Source organism: Pseudonocardia sediminis, from assembly GCF_004217185.1.
Taxonomy (GTDB): Bacteria; Actinomycetota; Actinomycetes; order Mycobacteriales; family Pseudonocardiaceae; genus Pseudonocardia; species Pseudonocardia sediminis.
In genome coordinates, this window is record NZ_SHKL01000001.1 from 3,516,115 (window position 1) to 3,537,558 (window position 21,444).

The window sequence follows — 21,444 nt, forward strand, 5'->3', positions numbered from 1 at the left end:
CCCAGGCTCGTGTCTCATCCCAAGAAGGGCCTCTCCCGATCCGACCAGTTGCGTTCGTCGCGCCGGTAGACCGGCACGGGGTGCGGCGAGACGCCGAAGGTGTAGCGCCCCGCCTCCTCGACGACCTCGCCGTCGGTGGCCAGGACGCTCGGCTGCACGAGCTCGACGTCCAGGCGCGTCATCTCGGCCTGCTGGTAGACGCGGCTGTGCCCGAGCGCACCGAGCAGCAGCGAGATGATCACACGCAGACGGGAGAACCGCAGGTCCGCGCGCACCCAGCGGACGTCGAGCAACCCGGAGTCCAGCGTCGGCCGGAACGCCGGGACCATCCCGCGCGGGTGGTAGGGCCCGTTCCCGACGAACAGGAACCAGACGTACTCCCACTTGCCGTTGATCCTGACGTGCACCTTCTCGGAGCGGCGCAGCACCGTGACCAGGGCGGCGGCGAACGCCGGCCACTTGCCCCAGCGCGGCTGCAGCTTCTCGCGCAGGCGCACCAGCTCGGGGTAGGAGCCGATCGAGGCGGTGTTGAGGAAGTGGTGGCGGCGGATCACCGCGTCCCCGGTGGGGTCGCCGACCGGGTGTGCGACGACCTCGGCCAGCCCCGCGGCCACCGCCTCGCCCGCGGCGCTCGCGTCGACGGCCTCCTGCAGGTCGTAGATGCCGACGTCGCGGGCGAAGTGGTTGAGCGTCCCGGCCGGCACGACCATCAGCGGCAGCCCGTGCCGCACGGCCACCGACGCCGCGGAGACGACCGTCCCGTCGCCGCCGGCCACACCGATCGCCTTCACCCAGCCGTCCGAGCGGGCGATCTCGGCGTCGAGCGCGTCGGTCAGGTCCTCGCCCTCGCGGACCGGCACCAGCCGGGCCAGCGGCAGCGCGGCGGCGACGTCGTCGCTGGGGTCGGTCCCGGCCGGGCCGGAGCGGCTGTTGGCCACGACGAGCATGCCCTCGCCGCCGGGCAGCGGCGGGACGGAGTCGATCGGGCGGGCGCGGGCCTCGTCGGAGGCACGGACCGGCCACCAGCGACGGGTGGCCAGCGCGATCCCGGTCCCGAGACCGAATCCGACCAGCACGTCGGAGGCCCAGTGCACGCCGACGTGCACCCGCGAGTAGGCCACGGTCGCGGCCACCGGCGCCACGACCAGGCCCAGGCGCGGGCTCTCCAGGCAGACCGCGGTGGCGAACGCCGCGGCCGAGGCGGCGTGCCCGGACGGGAACGACGACGACGTCGGCGGGTGCGCCAGCACCTGGTAGGCGGGCAGCTCGGACGCGGCCGGACGGCGCCGCGGCAGCAACGGCTTGGCGATGCCGTTCGCGGTCGCGCTGGCCCCGGCGACGGCCAGCACCCCGCGCAGCGCGGCCTTGCGGGAGGCACCCTTGCGTGACGCCAGCACGGCGGCGATCGCGAACCACAGCACGCTGTGGTTCGCCGCGCCGGACAGGGCCTTCATGACGTCGTCGACGCGGCTCCTCGGGTGCCGGGACACGGCACGGGAGATCGCCTGGTCGACGTCGTTGACCGGGTCGAGCCAGCCGGTGAACCGCCGTGTCCTCGCCCGTGTCCCCACTCGGGAGACCCTACGGGCGCCCGCCGCGGGGATCCCGGCGGTGTGGCACGGGTCCCGCCGGATCTCAGCCCTGGAACGGCCGCGACCGGCCGGTCCAGCGCTCCTCGTCGCGGCGGTAGACCGGGATCGGGTTCGGCGCGACCCGGAAGGTGTAGCGGCCGGCCTCCTCGACGAGCTCGCCGTCGGTGGCCAGCATGCTCGGCTCCTTGAGCTCGACGTCGAGCTCGGAGACCTCACGCTGGGAGTAGACCCGGCTGTGCCCGAGCGCGCCCAGGAACAGCGCCGCGACCACGCGCAGGCGGGAGAACCTGACGTCGGCGCGCAGCCAGCGCACGTCGAGCAGCCCGGAGTCCAGCGTCGGCCGCCAGGCCGGGACGGCGCCGCGCGGGTGGTAGGGCCCGTTGCCGACGAACAGGAACCAGACCTCCTGCCACTTGTCCTCGACGCGCACCTTCACCCGCTCCGAGCGGTGCAGCACCGTGACCAGGGCGGCGGCGAACGCCGGCCACTTGCCCCAGCGCGGCTGCCACTTCTCCCGCAGTCGGACCAGCTCCGGGTAGGAGCCGATGCTGGCGGTGTTGAGGAAGTAGCGGGTGTTGATGACCGACGGGTCCTCCGGGTCGGAGTCGCGGCCCGGGTGCGCCTCGACCAGCGCCAGGTCCACCGCCACCGCCTCGCCCGCCTGGGTGGCGTCGACGGCCTCCTGGGTGTCGTAGATGCCGACGTCGCGGGCGAAGTGGTTCAGCGTCCCGGCCGGGACCACGACCAGCGGCAACGAGTGCCGGTCGGCCACCGCGGCGGCGGTCGCGACCGTCCCGTCGCCCCCGGCCACGCCGACCGCGCGGACCCAGCTGCCGCGCTCGGCGATCACCTTCTCCAGCTGCTCGTCGACGTCGAGCCCCTTGGTGACGACGAGGTGGTGCGCGGCGGGCAGGCGGGCGGCGACGTCGTCGGAGGCGTCGTAGTCCGGCGGGCCGGAGAACGGGTTGGACACGATGACCAGCCCCTCGCCCTCGGGCAGCACCGGGACGGTGTCGATCGGGCGGGCGCGGGCCTCGTCCTGGGTGCGGGCCGGCCACCAGCGCTGGGTGACCAGCGCGACGCCGGTACCGATCGCGGCGCCGACGAGGACGTCGGAGGCCCAGTGCACGCCCACGTGCACCCGCGAGTAGGCGACGGCACCGGCGAGCGGGAGCACCAGCGGCAGGGCCTTCGGGTTCTCCAGGGCGACGGCGGTCGTGAACGCGGCGGCCGAGGCGGCGTGCCCGGACGGGAACGACGACGACGTGGGCGGGTCCGGGATCGTGCGGTACGGCGGGAGCTCGGCCGCGGCCGGGCGCCGGCGCGGCAACAGCGGCTTGAGCGCGGCGTTGGCGGTGGCGCTGGTCAGCGCGATGGACAGCAGACCGCGCATCGCCGCCTTGCGGCCGTTGCCGCGCCGGATCGACAGCGCCGCGCCCACCCCCATCCACAGAACGCTGTGGTCCGCGGCACGCGACAGACGCGTCATCACGACGTCGATCCGGCTGTACGGGCGGGCCGCGATGGCCGCTGTGATGGCTCGGTCGGTGGCGGACACGGTCGCCAACCCACCCTGGAGATGACGGGACCTGCCGGCGGCGCGCCGATACCACTCGTTCACAGGTCTGACAGTAGAGGCCGTTCAACGCCTACCCTGAAGGGCATGCAACGTCGGATCTTCGGGGTCGAGACCGAGTTCGGTGTCACGTGCACCTTCCACGGACAGCGACGGCTGTCGCCGGACGAGGTCGCGCGATACCTGTTCCGCCGAGTGGTGTCCTGGGGGCGGTCGTCGAATGTCTTCCTCCGCAACGGGGCGCGGCTCTATCTCGACGTCGGCTCACACCCCGAGTACGCGACCGCCGAGTGCGACTCGCTGACCCAGCTCGTCTCGCACGACAAGGCCGGTGAGCGGATCCTCGAGGACCTGCTCGTCGACGCCGAGCGGCGGCTGGTCGACGAGGGCATCGGCGGCGACATCTACCTCTTCAAGAACAACACCGACTCCGCCGGCAACTCCTACGGCTGCCACGAGAACTACCTGGTGGCCCGGCAGGGCGAGTTCTCCCGGATCGCCGACGTCCTGCTCCCGTTCCTGGTCACCCGCCAGCTGATCTGCGGGGCCGGGAAGGTCCTGCAGACCCCGCGCGGCGCCGTCTATTGCCTGTCCCAGCGGGCCGAGCACATCTGGGAGGGCGTCTCCTCGGCGACCACCCGGTCGCGCCCGATCATCAACACCCGCGACGAGCCGCACGCCGACGCCGAGCGCTACCGCCGCCTGCACGTCATCGTCGGCGACTCGAACATGTCCGAGACGACCACCCTGCTCAAGGTCGGCTCGGCCACGCTGGTGCTGGAGATGATCGAGGCCGGCGTCCAGTTCCGGGACTTCACCCTGGACAACCCGATCCGCGCGATCCGCGAGATCTCGCACGACCTGACCGGGCGCCGGACCGTCCGGATGGCCGGCGGGCGCGAAGCCAGCGCCCTGGACATCCAGCGCGAGTACCACGCCCGGGCCGTGGAGTTCATGGCCCAGCGCGGCACCGGGGACAAGACGATGGAACGCGTCGTCGAGCTCTGGGGCCGCACGCTCGACGCCGTCGAGTCGCAGAACCTGTCCTTGATCGACCGGGAGATCGACTGGGCGATCAAGCAGCGCCTGCTGCAGCGTTACCAGAACCGCAACAACCTGGACCTGGCCAGCGCGCGGATCGCCCAGCTCGACCTGGCCTACCACGACATCCGCCGTGGCCGGGGCCTGTTCGACATGCTGCAGCGCAAGGACCTGGTGGACCGGGTGACCGACGACGGCGAGATCGAGGCCGCCAAGGACACCCCGCCGCAGAGCACGCGGGCCAAGCTGCGCGGCGACTTCATCGCCGCCGCGCAGGCCGCCGGGCGCGACTTCACCGTGGACTGGGTGCACCTCAAGCTCAACGACCAGGCCCAGCGCACCGTGCTGTGCAAGGACCCGTTCCGGGCCGTCGACGAGCGGGTGGACCGCCTGATCGCCTCCCTCTAGCCGAGCTCCGGCCGGGCGACCCGCCCGAAGCGTGACTCGGACGGGTCGGCGAACACGTGCAGCCCGAACCGGGCCGAGAGCTCCCGGCACACGGCGACGCCGCGCACGGAGTTGCCGTGCCGGTCCAGGCCGGGGGAGTAGACGCCGAGGCCGAAGTAGGCCGGGATCGCGGCCATGATCCCGCCGGAGACGGCGGACTTGGCCGGGATCCCGACGTCGTGGGTCCACTCACCGGCGGCGTCGTACATCCCGCACATCGTCATCACGCTGACTATGCTGCGGGTGTACTCCCGCGCCAGCGCCTGCTCGCCGGTCAGGGGGTTGCGCCCGCCGTGGGCGAGCGTCGCGCCCATGACACTCAGCTCGGTCGCGGTGACGGTGACCGAGCAGGCCGAGAGGTAGACGAACAGGTTGTCCTCGATGTCGCCCCGGAGCATGCCGAGGCTGCGCATCAGGTAGCTGATGCCGAGGTTGCGGTCGTTGGAGGACAGCTCGTCGGCCAGGACGTCCTGGTCGACCTGCAGCTCCGGGTTGCCGGCGTAGAGGCGGAAGCGCTCCAGCAGCCGGGCCACCCGCTCGTCGCGGTCGCCGCCGTGCACCAGGTTCGCCGCGACCAGCGCCCCGGCGTTGATCATGGGGTTGAACGGGCGGTGGTGGACCTCGTCGAAGGTCAGCGAGTTGAACGGGTCGCCGGAGGGCTCGACGCCGACCCAGCGCGTCGTCTCGTCCCGGCCGTTGTCCTCCAGGGCCAGGCCGTAGGTGAACACCTTCGAGATCGAGTGCAGCGGGAACCGGACGTCGGCGTCGCCGACCGACCACTGGGTGCCGTCGATGTTCGTCCCGGCGAGGCCGAACAGGTGGGCGTGCTGCTCCATCTCCGGCGGGTAGTAGCTGACGACCTCCTCACCGGGCAGGCTGCCGACGCCCCGCCCGCAGCTGCTGCGCAGCTCCTCGAGCTGGGTCCGGACCAGTTCGCGTTCCGCCGTGTCGACCATGCGGCCCAGTGTCCCGCCGCGGGGCCGTCACTCGACGTCGGGCATGTATTTCTTGCGCAGTTCGGCGAGGTTGCTCTGCACACCGGCGTCGGCCGGACCGGCGTGGTCCGGGGCGGGGGTGATCCCCATGGCCTGGAGCAGGTCCGACGCGGCCACCTTGGGGTCGCCGAACTGGCCGAGCGCCGGGTGCAGGCCCAGGTCGGCGAGGTGGTGGAACACCAGGTCGACCACGCTCCACGGGTTGAACGTCTCGGCCTCGATGTCGGCTGCGTTCTCGGCCATGGTGTCCGGCTCCTCCACGTGCATCTGTTCCCGGCGTCGTTCCGCCACGACGCCGATGATCGCGACGCCGCAGGGTAGGAGCCTTTCGTCGTGTGCGGACCTGCGTCAAGCATCACGCCGTCCCAGGATGAGACACCGACCCGGGGCGGTCACGGCGGACCGAGCCCCAGCCCGGCGTCGCGGGCACGCACGATGGCGGCGGCGCGGTCCTGGACGCCGAGCTTGGCGAAGATCGACGAGACGTAGTTCCGGACGGTCTGGTTCCCCAGGTGCAGCGTCCGCGCGATCTCGGTGTTCGAGCGGCCGCGGGCGAGTAGCTCCAGCAGCTCGGACTCGCGCGCGCTGAGCTGGGGGAACGGCGTGTGCGCCGGTGGTCCGGAGCGGTAGCCGGCCAGTGCCGGACCGGCCACCGCGGGGCCGAGAACCGCTCCGCCGGTCGCGGCGATCCGCAGCGCGGAGGAGATCTCGGCCTCGTCTGCTCCCTTGAGGAGGTACCCGCGGGCACCGGCCTGCAGCGCCGCGAGGACGGCGCCGTCGTCCTCGACCATGGTCAGGACGACGACGGCGAGGCCGGTGTGGCGCCCGGTGATCACGCGGGTGGTCTCGATGCCGCCGGGGCCCGGCATGTGCAGGTCCATCACGACGACGTCGGGGCGCTGGGAGTCGACGACGTCCAGGGCGCCGGTCCCGTCGCCCGCCTCGCCGACGACGACCGCGTCCGGCATCCGTTCGACGACGCCGCGGAGACCGGAGCGGAACACCGGGTGGTCGTCGACCAGCACGATCCGGATGGGCGGCTCATCCATGGTGCACCGGCAGCGCCGCCCGGACCCGCGTCCCGCCCCGGTCCCGCCGCGAGACGACGCACTCCCCGCCCAGGGCCGAGGCCCGCTCCCGCAGCGACGGCAGCCCGGTCCCGGCGGGTTCGGGCGAGGGGATCCCCCGGCCGTCGTCGACGACCTCGACGACGAGACGGTCCTCCAGCGCGATCCGGACCTCGCAGGTCGACGCGCCGGAGTGTCGTACGGCGTTGGTGACCGCCTCGGCGACGATCCGGTAGGCCGCGACCTCCACCGCGGCCGACAACCCGTCCAGCGGCCCGGGCGGGTGGAGTCGGATCCGGGTCCGGCCCGGCACCGACCGGTAGGTCGCGAGGTGGCGGTCCAGGGCCCCGGCCAGGCCGAGCTCGTCGAGAGCGGGCGGGCGCAGCTCGTCGACCACCCGGCGCAGGTCGGCGATGACGACACGGACGTCGGACTTGAGCTCCCCGGCCAGCTCGGGGACGGCGAGGGCGGCACCGTCGCCGCGCGCCGCGTGCGCGATCGCGTCGAGGCCGAGGACGAGCGCGGCCAGCGACGGGCCGATGCCGTCGTGCAGGTCGCGGTGCAGCCGGGACCGTTCTCGTTCCAGGGCCACGACCAGGGCCTCCCGGGACCGCCGGAGCTGGGTCCGCAGCGCGGCGGCGTGCAGCACCGCGCCGAGAGGGCGGGCCAGGTCCGCGAGCAACGCACGGTCACGTCCGGTCAGGGGCTCGGACGGCCCGCGCCGCGTGACCTCCAGGTCACCGACGTGCTCGCCCTGGTGTGCGAGGGGGATGGTCTCGGCCCCCCGGCCGTCGGACGGGACGGTGCCGGCCTCGGCGAGCCGGGCTCCGGAGACGAGCACCGCCGCGTGCGGCACCCGCAATGCGGCGATCACCTCGGCGAGGGCGACGGCGGGGACGTCCTCGGGCTCGAGGTTGCGTTCGAGACGGGTCGCGAGCCGGGTCAGCGCGGCGTAGGGATCGTCGCCGTCGCCGTAGAGCAGGCGCCGGGCCATCCGTTGCAGCCGCTCCCGCAACGGCGCGAATGTCACGGCGACGACGGCGGCGCCCACCAGCGCGGCCCCGTCCGGCAGCACCAGGCCGACCAGGGCGACCACGCCGAGGAACAGCAGCACGCCGGTGACGGTCAGGGTCGTGTAGACCAGCGCCCGGTGCACCACGACGTCGATGTCGTAGAGGCGGTGGCGCAGGACGGCGGCGGTGATCGCCAGCGCGACCAGGCACAGCGCCACACCGGTCACGACGTCGCTGATCGGCGGTCCGGGGACGAACAGCGATGCCGTCACGAGGGCGACGGCCAGCAGGAACCACCGTTGCTGGACGCGCCCCACGGGGCCGGCCCGGACGTGGCGCAGGACGGCGCCGGGCAGGCACAGCAGCAGACCGCTGAACACCGCGACGGCCGTCAGCGTGTCGACGGCCGGCGTCACCCAGGCCGGACCGGCGAACAGCGGGTTCGGCGCGAGCCCGAGCGCGACCCGCGGCTCGACGACGCTGAGCGCCTCGACGCCGATCAGCAGCCCCAGCACCCAGCCGTCGGCGGCCCGCCAGAACGGCCCGGGGAGCCGGCCGTCGGGGAACCAGAGCGGCAGCAGGGTCACCAGGGCCAGGAACGGGACCCAGGTCAGGCCGCCGACGAGGCCGGCCCAGTCCGCGCCGGGCAGTGCGCCGGGCCGCGTCTGGAGCGCATACGTCGCCCAGCTCAGGGCCAGGAACGAGATTCCGAGCCCGGATGCGGAGAGCAGGACGATGCCGATCCGGTGCCCGGGACGGCGGGAGAGCAGGAACGCCCCCGCCATCGGGACGACGGCACCGATGATCGCGTTGACGACGTAGACCGACTCGTGCCCGACCGTCCGCCAGTTCGCCACGGCGAGCGGGACCGCGGCGACGACCGACACCGCCGACGCGGCCGCGACGAGCCAGGAGGCCCTGCTCAGAGCTCTGCTCCACCGCCGTCCCGGCTGCTGCACCGACCGATGATGACGCAGGCCGCGTACCGGTGTCATCGGACGGATGTACCGAATCGGACGGGTACACCGGTCGCTGTCGGAACGGACGGCCGGCGCCGTCTCCTGCCGTCATGAACACGGACAGATGGACCGCGGTCAGCGCGGTGTGCGGAGTGGTGGGCGGGGCGAGCTGGCTGGCGAAGGTCGCGGTGATCCTGGCCCAGCAGGGCAGCGGTGGTGTCGACGTGCCGCTGTTCGGCGCGGGACTGGGGCTGCTGCTGGTCGCGGCGACCGGCGTCGGTCTCGCGGCGAGCAGGGGACGGCCCGTGTGGGCCCGGGCGGTCGCGGTCGTGCTGGCACCGGCGCTGGCACTGGGCCTGTTCGTGCTGGTGCAGATCATCACCGAGCCGCTCGGGGTGCTGGTGCCGGAGTACGTCGAGGCGGAGTACGGGATCCTGCTCGCGGCGGTGGTGGGGGTCCTCGCGGGGGTGTGGCGGCTGGTCCGGCCGACGGGCAGTGCCGTACGGGCGCAGTTCTGACCGCGGCTCCCGGTTCCCGGACCTGCGGGGTGACCGGGCGCGACACGGTCCCGCCGATACGATGCCAGGCGTGTCCTCAGCCCGTGCCGAGCGCCTGGTGAACCTGGTGCTCTGCCTCATGTCGACCCGGCAGTTCCTGCCGGCCGAGCGGATCCGCGCCACCGTGCCGGGCTACGCCGACGTGACGAACGACGAGGCGTTCTTCCGGATGTTCGAGCGGGACAAGGCCGAGCTACGGGAACTCGGCGTCCCGCTGGAGACGGGCCGGACCTCGGCGTTCGACACCGCCGACGGGTACCGGATCGCCCGCGCCGACTACGAGCTGGGCGAGGTCGAGCTCGAACCGGACGAGGCGACCGCCGTCGCGCTGGCCGCCCGGCTGTGGGACTCCCCGGAGCTCTCCGGCGCCGCGCACGGGGCGGTGGTCAAGCTGCGCGCCGCCGGTGTCGAGGTCGACGAGTCCCGCGCCGGGGCGGTGCAGCCGCGCGTGCAGGCCGGTGAGCCGGCGCTCGCGGCGCTGCTGGCCGCGGTCCAGGCCGGGCGGGTCGTGGAGTTCGCGCACCGCCGCGGCGGGCCCGGCGGCGAGGTCTCGCGGCGCACCGTCGAGCCGTGGGGCGTGGTGTCCTGGCGCGGGCGCTGGTACCTGGTCGGGCACGACCGCGACCGCGACGACGTGCGCTGCTTCCGCCTGTCCCGGATCACCGGCGCGGTGACGGCGCGCGGCGCGTCCGGCGCGGTGTCCGTCCCGGACGGCGTCGACCTGCGCGAGCTGGTCCGCGCCAGCGTCGGCCCGCCGCCGGTGTCCGGCGTCGCCCGGGTCTGGGTCGCCGCCGACCGGGCACACGGCCTGCGACGCCTGGGCCGGACCGTCGGGCCGCGGACGCACCGCGGCCGCGACGGCGTCGAGCTGGAGATCGAGCTGCGGGACTCGCGGGTGGTGGCGCGCTGGCTGGCCGGGCACGGCCCGGACGTCGCCGTCCTGGACCCGCCGGAGCTGGCCGACGCGGTGCGCGCGCTGTGGGTCGCCGCTGCGAGCCCGGCCGAGGTGTCCACGTGAGTGGTGGGGGAGTGACCGACCGGCTGCCACGGCTGCTGTCGCTGGTGCCCTACCTGCGCGCGCACCCGGGCGTCCCGGTCGCCGAGGCGGCTGCGGACTTCGGCGTCGACGAGCGCCAGCTGCGCCGCGACCTGGAGCTGCTCTGGATGTGCGGGCTGCCCGGCTACGGCCCGGGCGACCTGGTCGACCTCTCCTTCGCCGGCGACACCGTCACGGTCATCGAGGACGCCGGGATGCGCCGGCCGCTGCGCCTGACCACCGCCGAGGCCACGGCCCTGCTGGTCGCGCTGCGCACGCTGCACGAGACGCCGGGCATGGTCGACTCCGACGCCGTCGCCCGCGCCACCGGCAAGATCGAAGCCGCGGTCGGCGACGTCGCCGGGCCGGGCGGGATGGTGGTCGACGTCGGGCGGCAGGAGGAGGCGACGACGACCGCGGTGCGCACGGCCCTGGAGGCGGGCCGGGCGCTGCGGATCGTCTACTACACCGCCGGCCGGGACGCGGTCTCGCGACGGGTGGTCGACCCGATGCGGCTGCTGCTCGTCGAGGGCCGTGGCTATCTCGAGGCCTGGTGCCGCCGCGCCGAGGGGGTGCGGCTGTTCCGCCTCGACCGGGTCGAGGACGTCGAGCAGCTCGACGAGCCCGTCCAGTCCCACCCCGACGCCGAGCCCACCGACGTCTCCGAGGGCCTGTTCCGCCCGGAGGCGGGCCAGCGCACCGCGGTGCTGGAGCTGGGGCCCGACGCGCACTGGATCGCCGAGTACTACCCCGTCGACGACGTGGTGTCCGACACCGTCGACGACACCGGCCGGATCCGCGTGCTGATGCGCTTCGCCGACCCGGCATGGCTTGTGCGGCTGGTACTCGGGCTCGGCGGCGCGGCCCGGATCCTGGACCCGCCGGATCTCGCCGCGACGGTCGCGGAGCGTGCCCGGGAGGCATTGGACCAGGAGATGTCCGGCAGGTGACCGGGGGTCGACGTCGCGCGGGCGAATCGGACACCTGACGGAGCGTGATCCGGACGCGGGTAGGGTGGGAGCCGCGTCACCGTCGTCGAGGAGGTTCCCATGCCGGGTGGCTACGAGTGGATCATCATCATCGCCGTCCTGCTTCTGCTGTTCGGTGCGAAGAAGCTCCCGGACATGGCCCGGTCGATCGGCCAGTCCGCCCGCGTGTTCAAGGGTGAGATGAAGGGCCTCAAGGAGGACGAGGGCCCCGCCGACGCGAAGTCGAACGGCGCCACGCCGGCCGCGGGCGCCGCCCCCGCGACGCCGCAGCCGCTCCCGACGTCGACGACGAACGTCACCCCGGAGAACGGGCAGCAGCCGACGACACCGCAGGCCCAGCCCGCGGCCACGCCGCAGGCGCAGCCGGGTCGCAGCACCGACGCGACCTGATACGCGCGTGAAGTCCCCGTTCCGCCGTCGCCGTCGGGCGAACCCCGACGGGACGATGTCGCTGATCGACCACCTGTACGAGTTCCGTAACCGGCTCGGCATCTCGATCCTGGCGATCCTCGTCACGACGATCTTCGGCTACATCTGGTTCGAGGTCGCCTTCTTCGGCTGGCCGAGCCTGGGGGAGCTGCTCAAGCAGCCCTACTGCTCGCTGCCGGCGTCGTCGCGGGCCTCGTTCAGCGCCGAGCCCGGCGCCTGCACGCTGCTCGGTACCGGCCCGTTCGACCAGTTCATGCTGCGTCTCAAGGTCGGTGCGACGGCCGGTGTGATCCTCGCCTGCCCGATCTGGCTGTACCAGATCTGGGGCTTCATCACCCCGGGCCTGCTCAAGAACGAGCGCCGGTACGCGTACTCGTTCGTGAGTGTCGGCGCGGTGCTGTTCGTCTCCGGCGCGGTGCTGGCCTACCTGATCATCCCGCAGGCGCTCGCGTTCCTGCTCTCGATCGGTAACGAGATCCAGACGACGGCGCTCACCGGTGCCTCGTACTTCAGTCTCGTGATCAACCTGTTGATCATCTTCGGGGTCAGCTTCGAGGTCCCGTTGCTGGTCGTGGCCCTGAACTTCACCGGGGTCGTCTCCTACGAGATGTTGAAGAAGTCCCGGCGCGGGATCATCTTCGGGCTGTTCGTGTTCGCCGCGATCGCCACCCCGGGCCAGGACCCGATCTCGATGATCGCGCTGGCCGCGGCCCTGACCGTGCTGTTCGAGATGGCGATCCAGGTCGCGCGGATCAACGACAAGCGCAAGGCCAAGCGCCGTCTCGCCGAGGGCTGGGACACCTGGGACCCGGACGCTCCGTCGCCGATCGACACGACGCCGTCGCGGATCGACGGCCCGTCGCAGATCGAGGCCCCCGCGCCCGTCGAGACGCCGGCCGTGTCCGCCGGGGCGGACACCGTCCGCCGCGACCGCTACGACGACATCACCTGAGTCCGAGTCCCTGCCCCGCAGCGGACCCCGGCCCCGCCCCGCACGTCCTCGCCCCGCCGCCCCGCCCGTACGATCGCCGCGGGCAGCGGCGGGGCAACGTCGGACGTCGAAATCTGGGCCGAGGAGTGGGCGGACGCATGAAGTACGACCGGGTGGTCATCAAGCTGAGCGGACAGGCGATGTCCGGTGACGACGGGTTCGGGTTCAGCGCACAGGCCCTGCAGCACCTCGCGTCACAGATCCTCGCGGTCCGTGACCTGGGTGTACAGATCGCCGTCGTGGTCGGCGGCGGCAACGTCTTCCGCGGCAACCGCTCGGACTCCTGGGGGATCGACCGGGTCGAGGCCGACAACATCGGCATGCTCGGCACCGTGATCAACAGCCTGCTGCTGCGCGGCAAGCTCTCCGCGCTGGGCGAGGAGAACGTCCGGGTGATGACGGCGATCCCGATCAACGCCGTCGCCGAGCCGTTCCTGCGCCTGCGGGCCAAGCGCCACCTCGACAAGGGCGCCATCCTGATCTTCTCCGGCGGGAACGGCCAGCCGTTCATCACCACCGACTACCCGAGTGTCCAGCGGGCCCTGGAGATCGGCGCGGACGCGCTGCTGGTGGCCAAGCACGGCGTCGACGGCGTCTACGACTCCGACCCGGACAAGAACCCCGACGCCCGCCGCTACGAGCGCCTGCCCTACGACGAGGTGCTGAGCCGGCGGCTGGCCGTGATGGACCAGACCGCGTTCATCCTGGCCCGCGACCACGGCGTCCCGCTGCACGTTTTCGACATCGAGAAGGACGGCCTGATGGCCGCCATCTGCCGTGGCGAGCACCACGGCACCGCGATCAACGCCGACGTCACCGAGGCCGAGTTCGTGCAGTAGACGACCCGGTGCCGGGCCACGTGACGCCCGGGTGTCGGGGCGGTCGCGGTGTGGCCGCGGTGCAGGTGTGACAGCCTGATCGGGTGGGCCCTCGCACCGCACGCACGTCGTCCGATCCGGCCGCGGCCTATGCCGCGGCGAAGTCCCGGGCCGCTCGGCCGCGCCTGGCCGAGTTCGCCGGGCTGTTGCCGTTCGAGCTGGACGGGTTCCAGCAGGAGGCCTGTGAGGCGCTGGAGGACGGGCACGGCGTGCTGCTGTGCGCCCCGACCGGCGCCGGCAAGACCGTCCTCGGTGAGTTCGCGGTGCACCTGGCCCTGTCCGAGGGGCGCAAGTGCTTCTACACGACGCCGATCAAGGCGCTGTCGAACCAGAAGTTCGCCGACCTGACGGCCCGCTACGGCGCGGACGCGGTCGGCCTGCTCACCGGCGACACCGCGATCAACGGTGACGCCCAGGTGGTCGTGATGACCACCGAGGTGCTTCGCAACATGATCTACGCCGACGACGGCGGCGAGACCGGTGGTGCCGCGAACCGCCGCCTGGACCAGCTCGGGTACGTGGTCATGGACGAGGTGCACTACCTCGCCGACCGGTTCCGCGGAGCGGTCTGGGAGGAGGTCATCCTCCAGCTTCCCGAGCACGTCGCGATCGTCGGCCTGTCGGCCACCGTGTCCAACGCCGAGGAGTTCGGCGACTGGCTGGTCGAGGTGCGCGGCGACACCGCCGTCGTCGTCGACGAGCACCGGCCGGTCCCGCTGTGGCAGCACATGATCGTCGGCAACCGGATGTTCGACCTGTTCGGGCAGGGGGAGGGCGGCGAGCTCGTCGTCGACCCGGACCTGGTGCGCAACACCCGGGAGATGCAGCGCCGCGAGTCCCTCGGTGTCCGCGACCGGGCGGGGGACCGCGGGCCACGCGGCCGTACCCGGGGCCGGGCCCCGGTGCAGCGCGGCGGGGGCTCGGGCGGAGGGGGCTCGGGCGGCGGCCGGGGCGGCGGTTCGGTCTCGGGCGGCTCGCGCGCCGGCGGGCCGGGCGGCAGCACGCGCGGCGGCTTCCGCCCGCCGTCGCGGGTGCAGGTGATCGACCGTCTCGACCGGGCGGGCCTGCTGCCGGCGATCACGTTCGTCTTCAGCCGCGCCGGCTGCGACGCCGCCGTCGGGCAGTGCGTGCGCTCCGGGCTGCGCCTGACCGGTCCGGACGACACCGACGAGATCCGCCGCATCGTCGACAAGCACTGCGGTGACCTCCCGCAGGCCGATCTGGGCGTCCTCGGCTACTGGGAGTGGCGCGAGGCCCTGGAACGCGGCATCGCCGCGCACCACGCCGGGATGTTGCCCGCGTTCAAGGAAACCGTCGAGGAGCTGTTCGTCGCCGGGCTCGTGCGCTGCGTGTTCGCCACCGAGACGCTCGCGCTGGGGATCAACATGCCGGCGCGCACCGTCGTGCTGGAACGGCTGGTCAAGTACAACGGCGAGGCCCACGTCGACCTGACGCCGGGGGAGTACACCCAGCTGACCGGACGGGCCGGGCGCCGCGGCATCGACGTCGAGGGCCACGCGGTGGTGCTCTGGACGCCGGGCATGGACCCCGAGCAGGTCGCGGGCCTGGCCTCGACCCGGACCTACCCGCTGCGCAGCTCGTTCCGGCCGGTCTACAACATGGCCGTCAACCTCGTCGGGCGCCTGGGCACCGACGCGGCCCGGGAGCTGCTGGAACTCTCGTTCGGCCAGTTCCAGGCCGACCGCTCGGTCGTCGGACTCGCACGCCGGATCGACCGCAACGAGGAGGCACTCGCCGGGTACGAGGGTTCCATGACGTGCCACCTCGGTGACTTCACCGAGTACGCGCGGCTGCGCCGGACGTTGTCGGAGAAGGAGAAGTCGCTGCGCCGCCAGGGCACGGCGGAGGTCCGCGAGGAGACCGCGGACTCGCTGCGCGGGCTGAAGCCGGGTGACGTCATCGCCGTCCCGGCGGGCCGGCGCGCCGGGCTGGCCGTCGTGATCGACCCGGACTCCCGGGCGGACTCACCGCGCCCGCTGGTGCTCAACGAGGACCGCTGGGCCGGACGGCTCTCGGCCGCGGACTTCCCGGCCGCGGTCGAGGCACTGGGCCGGATGAAGCTGCCCAAGCGCGTCGACCACCGGTCCCCGCAGGTCCGGCGCGACCTCGCGATGACGTTGCGCAACACCGGGATCAGTGCGCCGCACCAGGAGCGGCGCCGCAGCCGCAGCGGTGCCGCCGAGGACCCGGAACTGGCGACGCTGCGCCGGGCGCTGCGGGCGCACCCCTGCCACGGCTGCGACGACCGGGAGGCGCACGCCCGCTGGGCCGAGCGCTACGCCCGGCTGGACCGCGAGACCGAGCAGCTTCGCGACAAGGTCCGGATGACGACGCACTCGCTGGCGCGGGCGTTCGACCGGATCCGGGCGGTGCTCGCCGAGCGCGGCTACCTCGACGAGTCCGCGACCGACCCGGCCGACATTGTCACCGAGCACGGACGCCGTCTGGCCCGGCTGTGGGGCGAGTCCGACCTGCTGGCCGCGGAGTGCCTGCGCCGCGGCGTCTGGGAGGGGCTGGACCCGGAGGAGCTGGCCGCGGTGGTGTCCGCGCTGGTCTACGAGTCACGACGCGACGACGCGCCGATGCCGCGCCTTCCCGCCGGGGCCGTCGCCGACGCCCTGGAGCGGACCGTGGAGCTGTGGTCCGAGCTCGACGCCGACCAGCGCCGCCTCAAGGCCGAGCGCACCCGCCAGCCGGACCTGGCGTTCGCGTGGCCGATGCACCGCTGGGCCCGGGGCGAGTCGCTGGCGCAGGTGCTCGAGGCCGCGGAGCGCAACGGGCACGAGCTCTCCGCGGGTGACTTCGTGCGCTGGTGCCGGCAGGTGCTCGACCTGCTGGACCAGATCGCCGGTGTCGCCGGGCGCTCCAGCGAGGTCGGGCGGGCCGCGCACCGCGCGTCGGCCGCGGTGCGGCGCGGGGTCGTGGCGGCGGGGATGGCCTGAGCTTGAGCCCGCGCCTGAGCACGGAGCCTGCGGAGCTGCGCGTCGACACGCAGCCTGCGGAGCTGCGCAGGGGCACTGTCACGTAGCGTCTGGCGCAACGATGGGCTCCCGGGGCCCTTCCGCGTCGGTAGGGCGCGGCACGACGGACGGACAGGAAGGTCGGCGATGAGCACGCCACAGGGACCCGATCGACAGGGCCGCCACCCCTCCGACGCCGAGCAGACCGGCGAGCTGCCCACCTGGGGCACCCCGCCGCCCGGGGGCTGGGGCCAGGCCGACCCGGACGCGCCCGGACGTGACGACGACCTGTCCGGCGGCCCGCAGGGCGGGCGCGGCGCCGAGGCGACCGGCGGGTGGGCGCCGACCGGCGGTGCCGGATCGACCGGGGTCTGGGAGCAGACCGGTGGTGCGGGTTCGACCGGGGCGTGGGCCCCGGCCGGTGGTGCGCAGGAGACCGGGGGCTGGGCTCCGGCGGCGAGCGAGGGCACCGGCGGGTGGCCGTCGCAGCCGGGCGGCCGCCGTCGCGCCGAGGACCGCGTCCCGGACCAGCCGGGGTACGCCGGCCGGCCGGGATATGACGACAGCGACTGGGCACCGAGCCCCTGGGACCAGCCGGCCGCACCCCGCTCGGACGTACCCGCCGGACGGGCGCCGGTCTGGGGCGACGAGTCCACCGCTGTCGCCGCGCCGGCCGGTGGACGGCGCCGCGCTCCGGACGACGACGCCGGAGCCGGGCCCACCGGCGTGTGGGGCCCGACCGACGACGGCGTCCTGCCCGGTGAGGAGCCGTGGGCGCCGGACGACGTCGTGCGCCGCCCGAAGCGCGGCCCGCTCGGCCTGGGCCGGGGCGCGCTCGTCGGGATCGTCGGCGGGGTCGTGGTGATCGCGGTGCTGCTCGTACTGGCGTTCGTCGCACCCGGCTTCGCGGTGACCCGGACCCTGGACAAGACGGCCCTGCAGAACGGCGTCAACCAGATCCTGAGCCAGAACTACCGGCTGCAGGTCGGGGCGATCGACTGCCCGGACGACGTCGAGGTCACGGCCGGGACGACGTTCGAGTGCCAGGCCGTCGTCGACGGCGAGCAGCTCGCCGTCCCCGGCCGCGTGATCACCGACGACGGCGCCTACCAGGTCGGCCGCGTCTGAGACGCTGCACGCGCCCCAATCCGGATGACGGGGCGGGTCTCAGCCGGGATGCTCGGGGTGTGAGCGACCATCCCCGCGTCCGTGTCCTCGAACCCGACGAGCTGCGCGCGTCCACCGACCTGTTCCGCGCCGCCCTGCACATCCTCCCGCTCGACGACGACGGGTGGCGCCGCGGCGGATCCCGGCACGTCCCGGGCCGGACGCTGGGAGCGTTCGAGGAGCCCGCCGCGGGGGAGGACCCCGAGCTGGTCGGCACGGCCATGTCGTTCCCCTGCCGCACCGCCGTACCGGGCGGGGCGGGGCTGGACACCGCCGCGGTCAGCCTGGTCGCGGTGCGCCCCGACAGGACGCGGCGCGGTCACCTGAGCGCGCTGATGCGGGCCCAGCTCGCCGACGTGGCGTCCCGGGGCGAGGTCCTGGCCACGTTGCGGGCCAGCGAGACCGGCATCTACGGCCGGTTCGGCTACGGCATCGCCACCCGCGGACGTCAGGTGCGGATCCGTGCCGGCGCGACGCTGCGCGCGGACGCGCCGTCCGGCGGCTCCGTCCGGCTGATCCCCCTCGACCGTGCGCGGACCGTCCTGCCCGAGCTGCACGAGCGCGCCGCGCTGCGCCGCCCGGGCGGGATGACCCGTTTCGAGGGCTGGTGGCCGATGTTCCTGGAGGGACACCGTCCGGCGACGGAGTTCCGTGCGATGGCGGTGCACACCGGCCCGGACGGCGACGACGGATGGGCCGTGTGGTCCGTCGACTCCGGCGACCACGCCGACGGCGACACCGTGCGGGTGCTGGACCTGCACGCCGGCAACCCGGTGGCCTCGGCGGACCTGTGGCGGTTCCTGCTCGGGATGGACCTGACCGCCCGCGTCACCGGACGCCTCCGCCCGCTCGACGAGGACCTGTCGCTGCTGCTCACCGACCCGCGCGAGTTCCACGTCGAGGACGTCGCCGACGAGACGTGGCTGCGCCTGGTCGACGTCCCGGCCGCGCTCGCGGCCCGGACCTGGGGCGACGCCGCACCGGTCGTCCTGGGCGTGCACGACCGCCTGCTCCCGGCCAACGACGGCGCGTTCCGGATCGGCCCGGACGGGCCGAAGCCGGTCGAGGACGTCACCGCACCGGACCTGGAGTGCGACGTCGACGCCCTGGCCATGGCCTACCTCGGCGACCGCCGCCCGTCGGAGCTGGTGGCGGCCGGGTGGTGGCGGGCCCACGACGACGCCGCGGTGGCCCGGGCCGACGCCCTGTTCGCCACCGCGGACGTCCCGTGGTGCGGCACGTTCTTCTGACCCTCAGGTTCGGGATCCGGCGGCGCTGAGCCCGTGCGCGCGGTCGCCCGCCACCAGCGCGGCGACCCGCGCCTCGGACGCGGCCGAGAACGGGTCGCCGCGGCGGAGCGCCACGGCCCGGTCGGTCTCGGAGGTGATCAGGTCGCCGTTGACCGCCATCGCGGCCGTGACGCCGGACGCCGCCGAGGCGACGACGGTGGCCATCGGGTCCCGCAGGTTCCCGGCGGCCCACACCCCGGGCACGGCGGTGCGCCCGGTCGGGTCGGTGTCCAGCTGGGTGGCGACGCCCGTCGGGTGCTCGACGATCTCGAGACCCAGCCCGTCGAGGAGGGCCCCTCCTGCCACAGCACGCGGGAGCACGACCACCGCCTCCCGCGCGACGACGCGCCCCGAGGCCAGCCGGACGCCCGACAGCGCGTCGTCGGTGACCTCGAGCCCGGCCACCTCCCCGTCGACGACGGCGATCCCGCGCGCCGCCAGCCGCTCCCACTCCTCGTCGGTGGGGTCCGGGGCGGTGTGCAGGAACAACGTCACGTCGTCGCTCCACTGGCGCAGCATCTGCGCCTGGTGCACCCCGAACGGGCCGGTGGCGAGGATGCCGATGGCCCGGTCGCGCACCTCCCAGCCGTGGCAGTACGGGCAGTGGACGACGTCGCGGCCCCAGCGCTCCCGCAGACCGTCGACGTCCGGGAACTCCTCGGCCACGCCGCTCGCGAGGATCAGCCGGCGGGCGGTGAGCTCGTCGCCGTCAGCGGTCCGCACCGTGAAGCCCCCGGCGGTGCGGCGCGCGGAGACGGCCCGCCCCGAGCGGACCTGTCCGCCGTAGCGGGTGACCTCCTCCCGCCCGAGCGCGGTCAGCTCGGCCGGCGCGATCCCGTCGCGGGTGAGGAAGCCGTGTACGCCCTCCGCCGGGGCGTTGCGGGGCTCGCCGGCGTCGAGGACCAGCACGTCCCGCCGTGCGCGGGCCAGGGTCAGCCCGGCCGAGAGCCCGGCCGCCCCGCCGCCGACCACCAGTACATCGTAGTGAGAACCGTTGTCATCCATGACCACGACTCTGCGCTTGTCATGCCGCTGACGCCAGCGACGTTGCCGTTATGGCAAGAACCGCTCAGGCGCCCTCGAAGAACGACGGCACGTCGACCGGACCGCCCGCCTCGGCGAACTCCGCCGCGACGGCCTCGCGCAGCGCGCCGTCGGCGAGCAGGTCGGCCACGGTCAGTGCGAGCCCCGCGGCCCCGTCGACGACGGCCCGGTCGCCACCCGGCCCGCCCGAGGCCTTGCCGAACTCGACCGTGTGCAGCGACGTCCCCGGCTCCGCGACGGCGATCATCGGGTGGATCGCCGGGATCCGGAAGCTGACGTTGCCCAGGTCGGTCGAGCCCGTCTCGGACTCCGGCACCACGCCGCGCGGGTGGACGGTCCGGCCGCGACCGGCCTGGTGCACCGCCCACCGGGCCGCGAGCGTGCCGTTGTGCCGGATCGGCAGGTACGCCGGCGCCGGGTCCCAGGTCAGCTCGTAGCCGCACCCGGTCATCGCGGCCGCGCCCACGGCGATCGCCTGGACGCGGGTCGTCATGTCCCGCAACGCGTCCGCGTCGGCCGAGCGCAGGTAGTACCGGGCCGCGGCCCGGTCCGGGACGACGTTGGGGCGGTCGCCGCCCTCGGTGATCACCCCGTGGATCCGGTCCGGGTCGGGCAGGTGCTGGCGCAGCATCGCGACGCCCTGGTAGCCGAGCACGACGGCGTCGAGGGCGTTGCGGCCCATGAACGGCTGGGCGGCGGCGTGCGCGGCGACCCCGTGGTAGACGACGTCGACCTGACGGCGTCCCAGGAACGGGTGGTCGGCGATGTCGTGGGCGAACGGGTGCAGCATCACCGCGGCGTCAACCCCGTCGAAGGCGCCGTCGCGGGCCATGAGCTCCTTGCCCCCGCCACCCTCCTCCGCGGGCGTGCCGAGCAGCACGACGGTCCCGCCGGGGGCGCCCGGTGCGGACAGCGCGTGGGCGAGCGCCAGGAACGCCCCGACCGCGGCGGAGCAGATGACGTTGTGCCCGCAGGCGTGCCCGAGCCCGGGCAGGGCGTCGTACTCGGCGAGCACCGCGACCGTCGGGCCGTTCCCCCCGGCGGTGTCACCGCCGATCCGGGCGCGCAGCGCGGTGTCCAGCCCGTGCACGCCGACCTCGGCGTCGATGCCGTGCCGCGTCAGCAGGTCGGCCACGGCGGCGACCGAGCGGTGCTCCTCGTAGGCCGTCTCCGGGTCGGCGTGCAGGGCCCGCGAGAGCGCGACGATCTCGTCGGAGACCGCCTCCAGCCCGTCGGAGACGGCGGCCCGCAGGGACTCCGGCGCCCCGTCGAAGGGGGAGGTCAGCGGCTCGGCGCCGGCGGCGCGCACGGCCGTCTCGCGGGCGACGGCGTCGAGGTACGCGCGGCTGGGTCGTTCGGGGCGGGTGTGGTCCGTGTGGTGGTCGGGCACGCC

General features: G+C 74.1%; 18 protein-coding genes. 10 read left to right on the top strand and 8 right to left on the bottom strand.

Features of this window, described 5'->3' with window-relative positions:
• Positions 1–14: 14 nt before the first annotated feature.
• Together EV383_RS16280 and EV383_RS16285 are read right to left on the bottom strand one after the other, a co-directional pair.
• Positions 15–1,571 carry a bifunctional phosphatase PAP2/diacylglycerol kinase family protein gene (locus EV383_RS16280; RefSeq protein ID WP_242623139.1) on the bottom strand — a complete coding sequence of 519 codons (1,557 nt, stop codon included), beginning with the start codon at positions 1,569–1,571 and terminating at the stop codon, positions 15–17.
• Positions 1,572–1,635: 64 nt separating this feature from the next.
• A complete protein-coding gene (locus EV383_RS16285; RefSeq protein ID WP_341273733.1) occupies positions 1,636–3,150 on the bottom strand; it encodes a bifunctional phosphatase PAP2/diacylglycerol kinase family protein in 1,515 nt (504 codons plus the stop codon).
• A 105-nt stretch (positions 3,151–3,255) separates the two neighbouring features.
• On the opposite strand from EV383_RS16285, the gene pafA reads away from it, so the two are divergent.
• Complete coding sequence (gene pafA / locus EV383_RS16290) at positions 3,256–4,617, top strand: Pup--protein ligase (protein WP_130290702.1); 1,362 nt, start codon at positions 3,256–3,258, stop codon at positions 4,615–4,617.
• Here pafA and glsA read toward each other — a convergent pair.
• The 4 genes from glsA to EV383_RS16310 form a co-directional block, all read right to left on the bottom strand.
• A complete protein-coding gene (glsA, locus tag EV383_RS16295) occupies positions 4,614–5,612 on the bottom strand; it encodes a glutaminase A (protein WP_130290703.1) in 999 nt (332 codons plus the stop codon). The genes pafA and glsA overlap by 4 nt on opposite strands.
• Before the next feature lie 27 nt (positions 5,613–5,639).
• Positions 5,640–5,894, bottom strand: a complete 255-nt coding sequence (locus EV383_RS16300; RefSeq protein ID WP_130290704.1) for a hypothetical protein — start codon at positions 5,892–5,894, stop codon at positions 5,640–5,642.
• Positions 5,895–6,043: 149 nt separating this feature from the next.
• On the bottom strand, positions 6,044–6,700 hold the full coding sequence (locus EV383_RS16305) for a response regulator (protein WP_207223549.1): 657 nt from the start codon (positions 6,698–6,700) through the stop codon (positions 6,044–6,046).
• Complete coding sequence (locus EV383_RS16310; protein WP_130290705.1) at positions 6,693–8,690, bottom strand: sensor histidine kinase; 1,998 nt, start codon at positions 8,688–8,690, stop codon at positions 6,693–6,695. The genes EV383_RS16305 and EV383_RS16310 overlap by 8 nt, the downstream gene beginning before the upstream one ends.
• A 110-nt stretch (positions 8,691–8,800) precedes the next feature.
• Here EV383_RS16310 and EV383_RS16315 point away from each other — a divergent pair, with 110 nt between their 5' ends.
• The 9 genes from EV383_RS16315 (at position 8,801) to EV383_RS16355 (ending at position 18,968) form a co-directional block, all read left to right on the top strand.
• Complete coding sequence (locus tag EV383_RS16315; RefSeq protein WP_130290706.1) at positions 8,801–9,208, top strand: hypothetical protein; 408 nt, start codon at positions 8,801–8,803, stop codon at positions 9,206–9,208.
• 70 nt (positions 9,209–9,278) lie between these two features.
• Positions 9,279–10,265 carry a helix-turn-helix transcriptional regulator gene (locus EV383_RS16320; RefSeq protein WP_130290707.1) on the top strand — a complete coding sequence of 329 codons (987 nt, stop codon included), beginning with the start codon at positions 9,279–9,281 and terminating at the stop codon, positions 10,263–10,265.
• Entirely contained in the window at positions 10,262–11,233 is a 972-nt protein-coding gene (locus EV383_RS16325; protein WP_130290708.1) for a helix-turn-helix transcriptional regulator, read from the top strand. Before EV383_RS16320 ends, EV383_RS16325 begins: the two co-directional genes overlap by 4 nt.
• A 99-nt stretch (positions 11,234–11,332) precedes the next feature.
• A complete protein-coding gene (gene tatA / locus EV383_RS16330; protein ID WP_130290709.1) occupies positions 11,333–11,662 on the top strand; it encodes a Sec-independent protein translocase subunit TatA in 330 nt (109 codons plus the stop codon).
• Positions 11,663–11,717: 55 nt separating this feature from the next.
• Entirely contained in the window at positions 11,718–12,653 is a 936-nt protein-coding gene (tatC, locus tag EV383_RS16335; protein ID WP_207223817.1) for a twin-arginine translocase subunit TatC, read from the top strand.
• Positions 12,654–12,790: 137 nt separating this feature from the next.
• The gene (gene pyrH / locus EV383_RS16340; protein ID WP_130290711.1) at positions 12,791–13,531 is read left to right on the top strand and encodes a UMP kinase; all 741 of its coding nucleotides are present in this window, start codon (positions 12,791–12,793) and stop codon (positions 13,529–13,531) included.
• A gap of 83 nt (positions 13,532–13,614) precedes the next feature.
• A complete protein-coding gene (locus EV383_RS16345; protein WP_130290712.1) occupies positions 13,615–16,533 on the top strand; it encodes a DEAD/DEAH box helicase in 2,919 nt (972 codons plus the stop codon).
• Positions 16,534–16,698: 165 nt separating this feature from the next.
• On the top strand, positions 16,699–17,679 hold the full coding sequence (locus EV383_RS16350) for a DUF4333 domain-containing protein (RefSeq protein WP_130290713.1): 981 nt from the start codon (positions 16,699–16,701) through the stop codon (positions 17,677–17,679).
• 59 nt (positions 17,680–17,738) lie between these two features.
• Positions 17,739–18,968, top strand: coding sequence for a GNAT family N-acetyltransferase (locus EV383_RS16355; protein WP_130290714.1), 1,230 nt, complete (start codon positions 17,739–17,741; stop codon positions 18,966–18,968).
• Positions 18,969–18,971: 3 nt separating this feature from the next.
• On the opposite strand, the gene EV383_RS16360 is transcribed toward EV383_RS16355, so the two are convergent.
• Both EV383_RS16360 and EV383_RS16365 read right to left on the bottom strand, forming a co-directional pair.
• A complete protein-coding gene (locus tag EV383_RS16360) occupies positions 18,972–19,979 on the bottom strand; it encodes an NAD(P)/FAD-dependent oxidoreductase (RefSeq protein WP_423213649.1) in 1,008 nt (335 codons plus the stop codon).
• 97 nt (positions 19,980–20,076) lie between these two features.
• On the bottom strand, positions 20,077–21,441 hold the full coding sequence (locus EV383_RS16365) for a M20 family metallopeptidase (protein ID WP_130290716.1): 1,365 nt from the start codon (positions 21,439–21,441) through the stop codon (positions 20,077–20,079).
• Between the last annotated feature and the right edge of the window lie 3 nt (positions 21,442–21,444).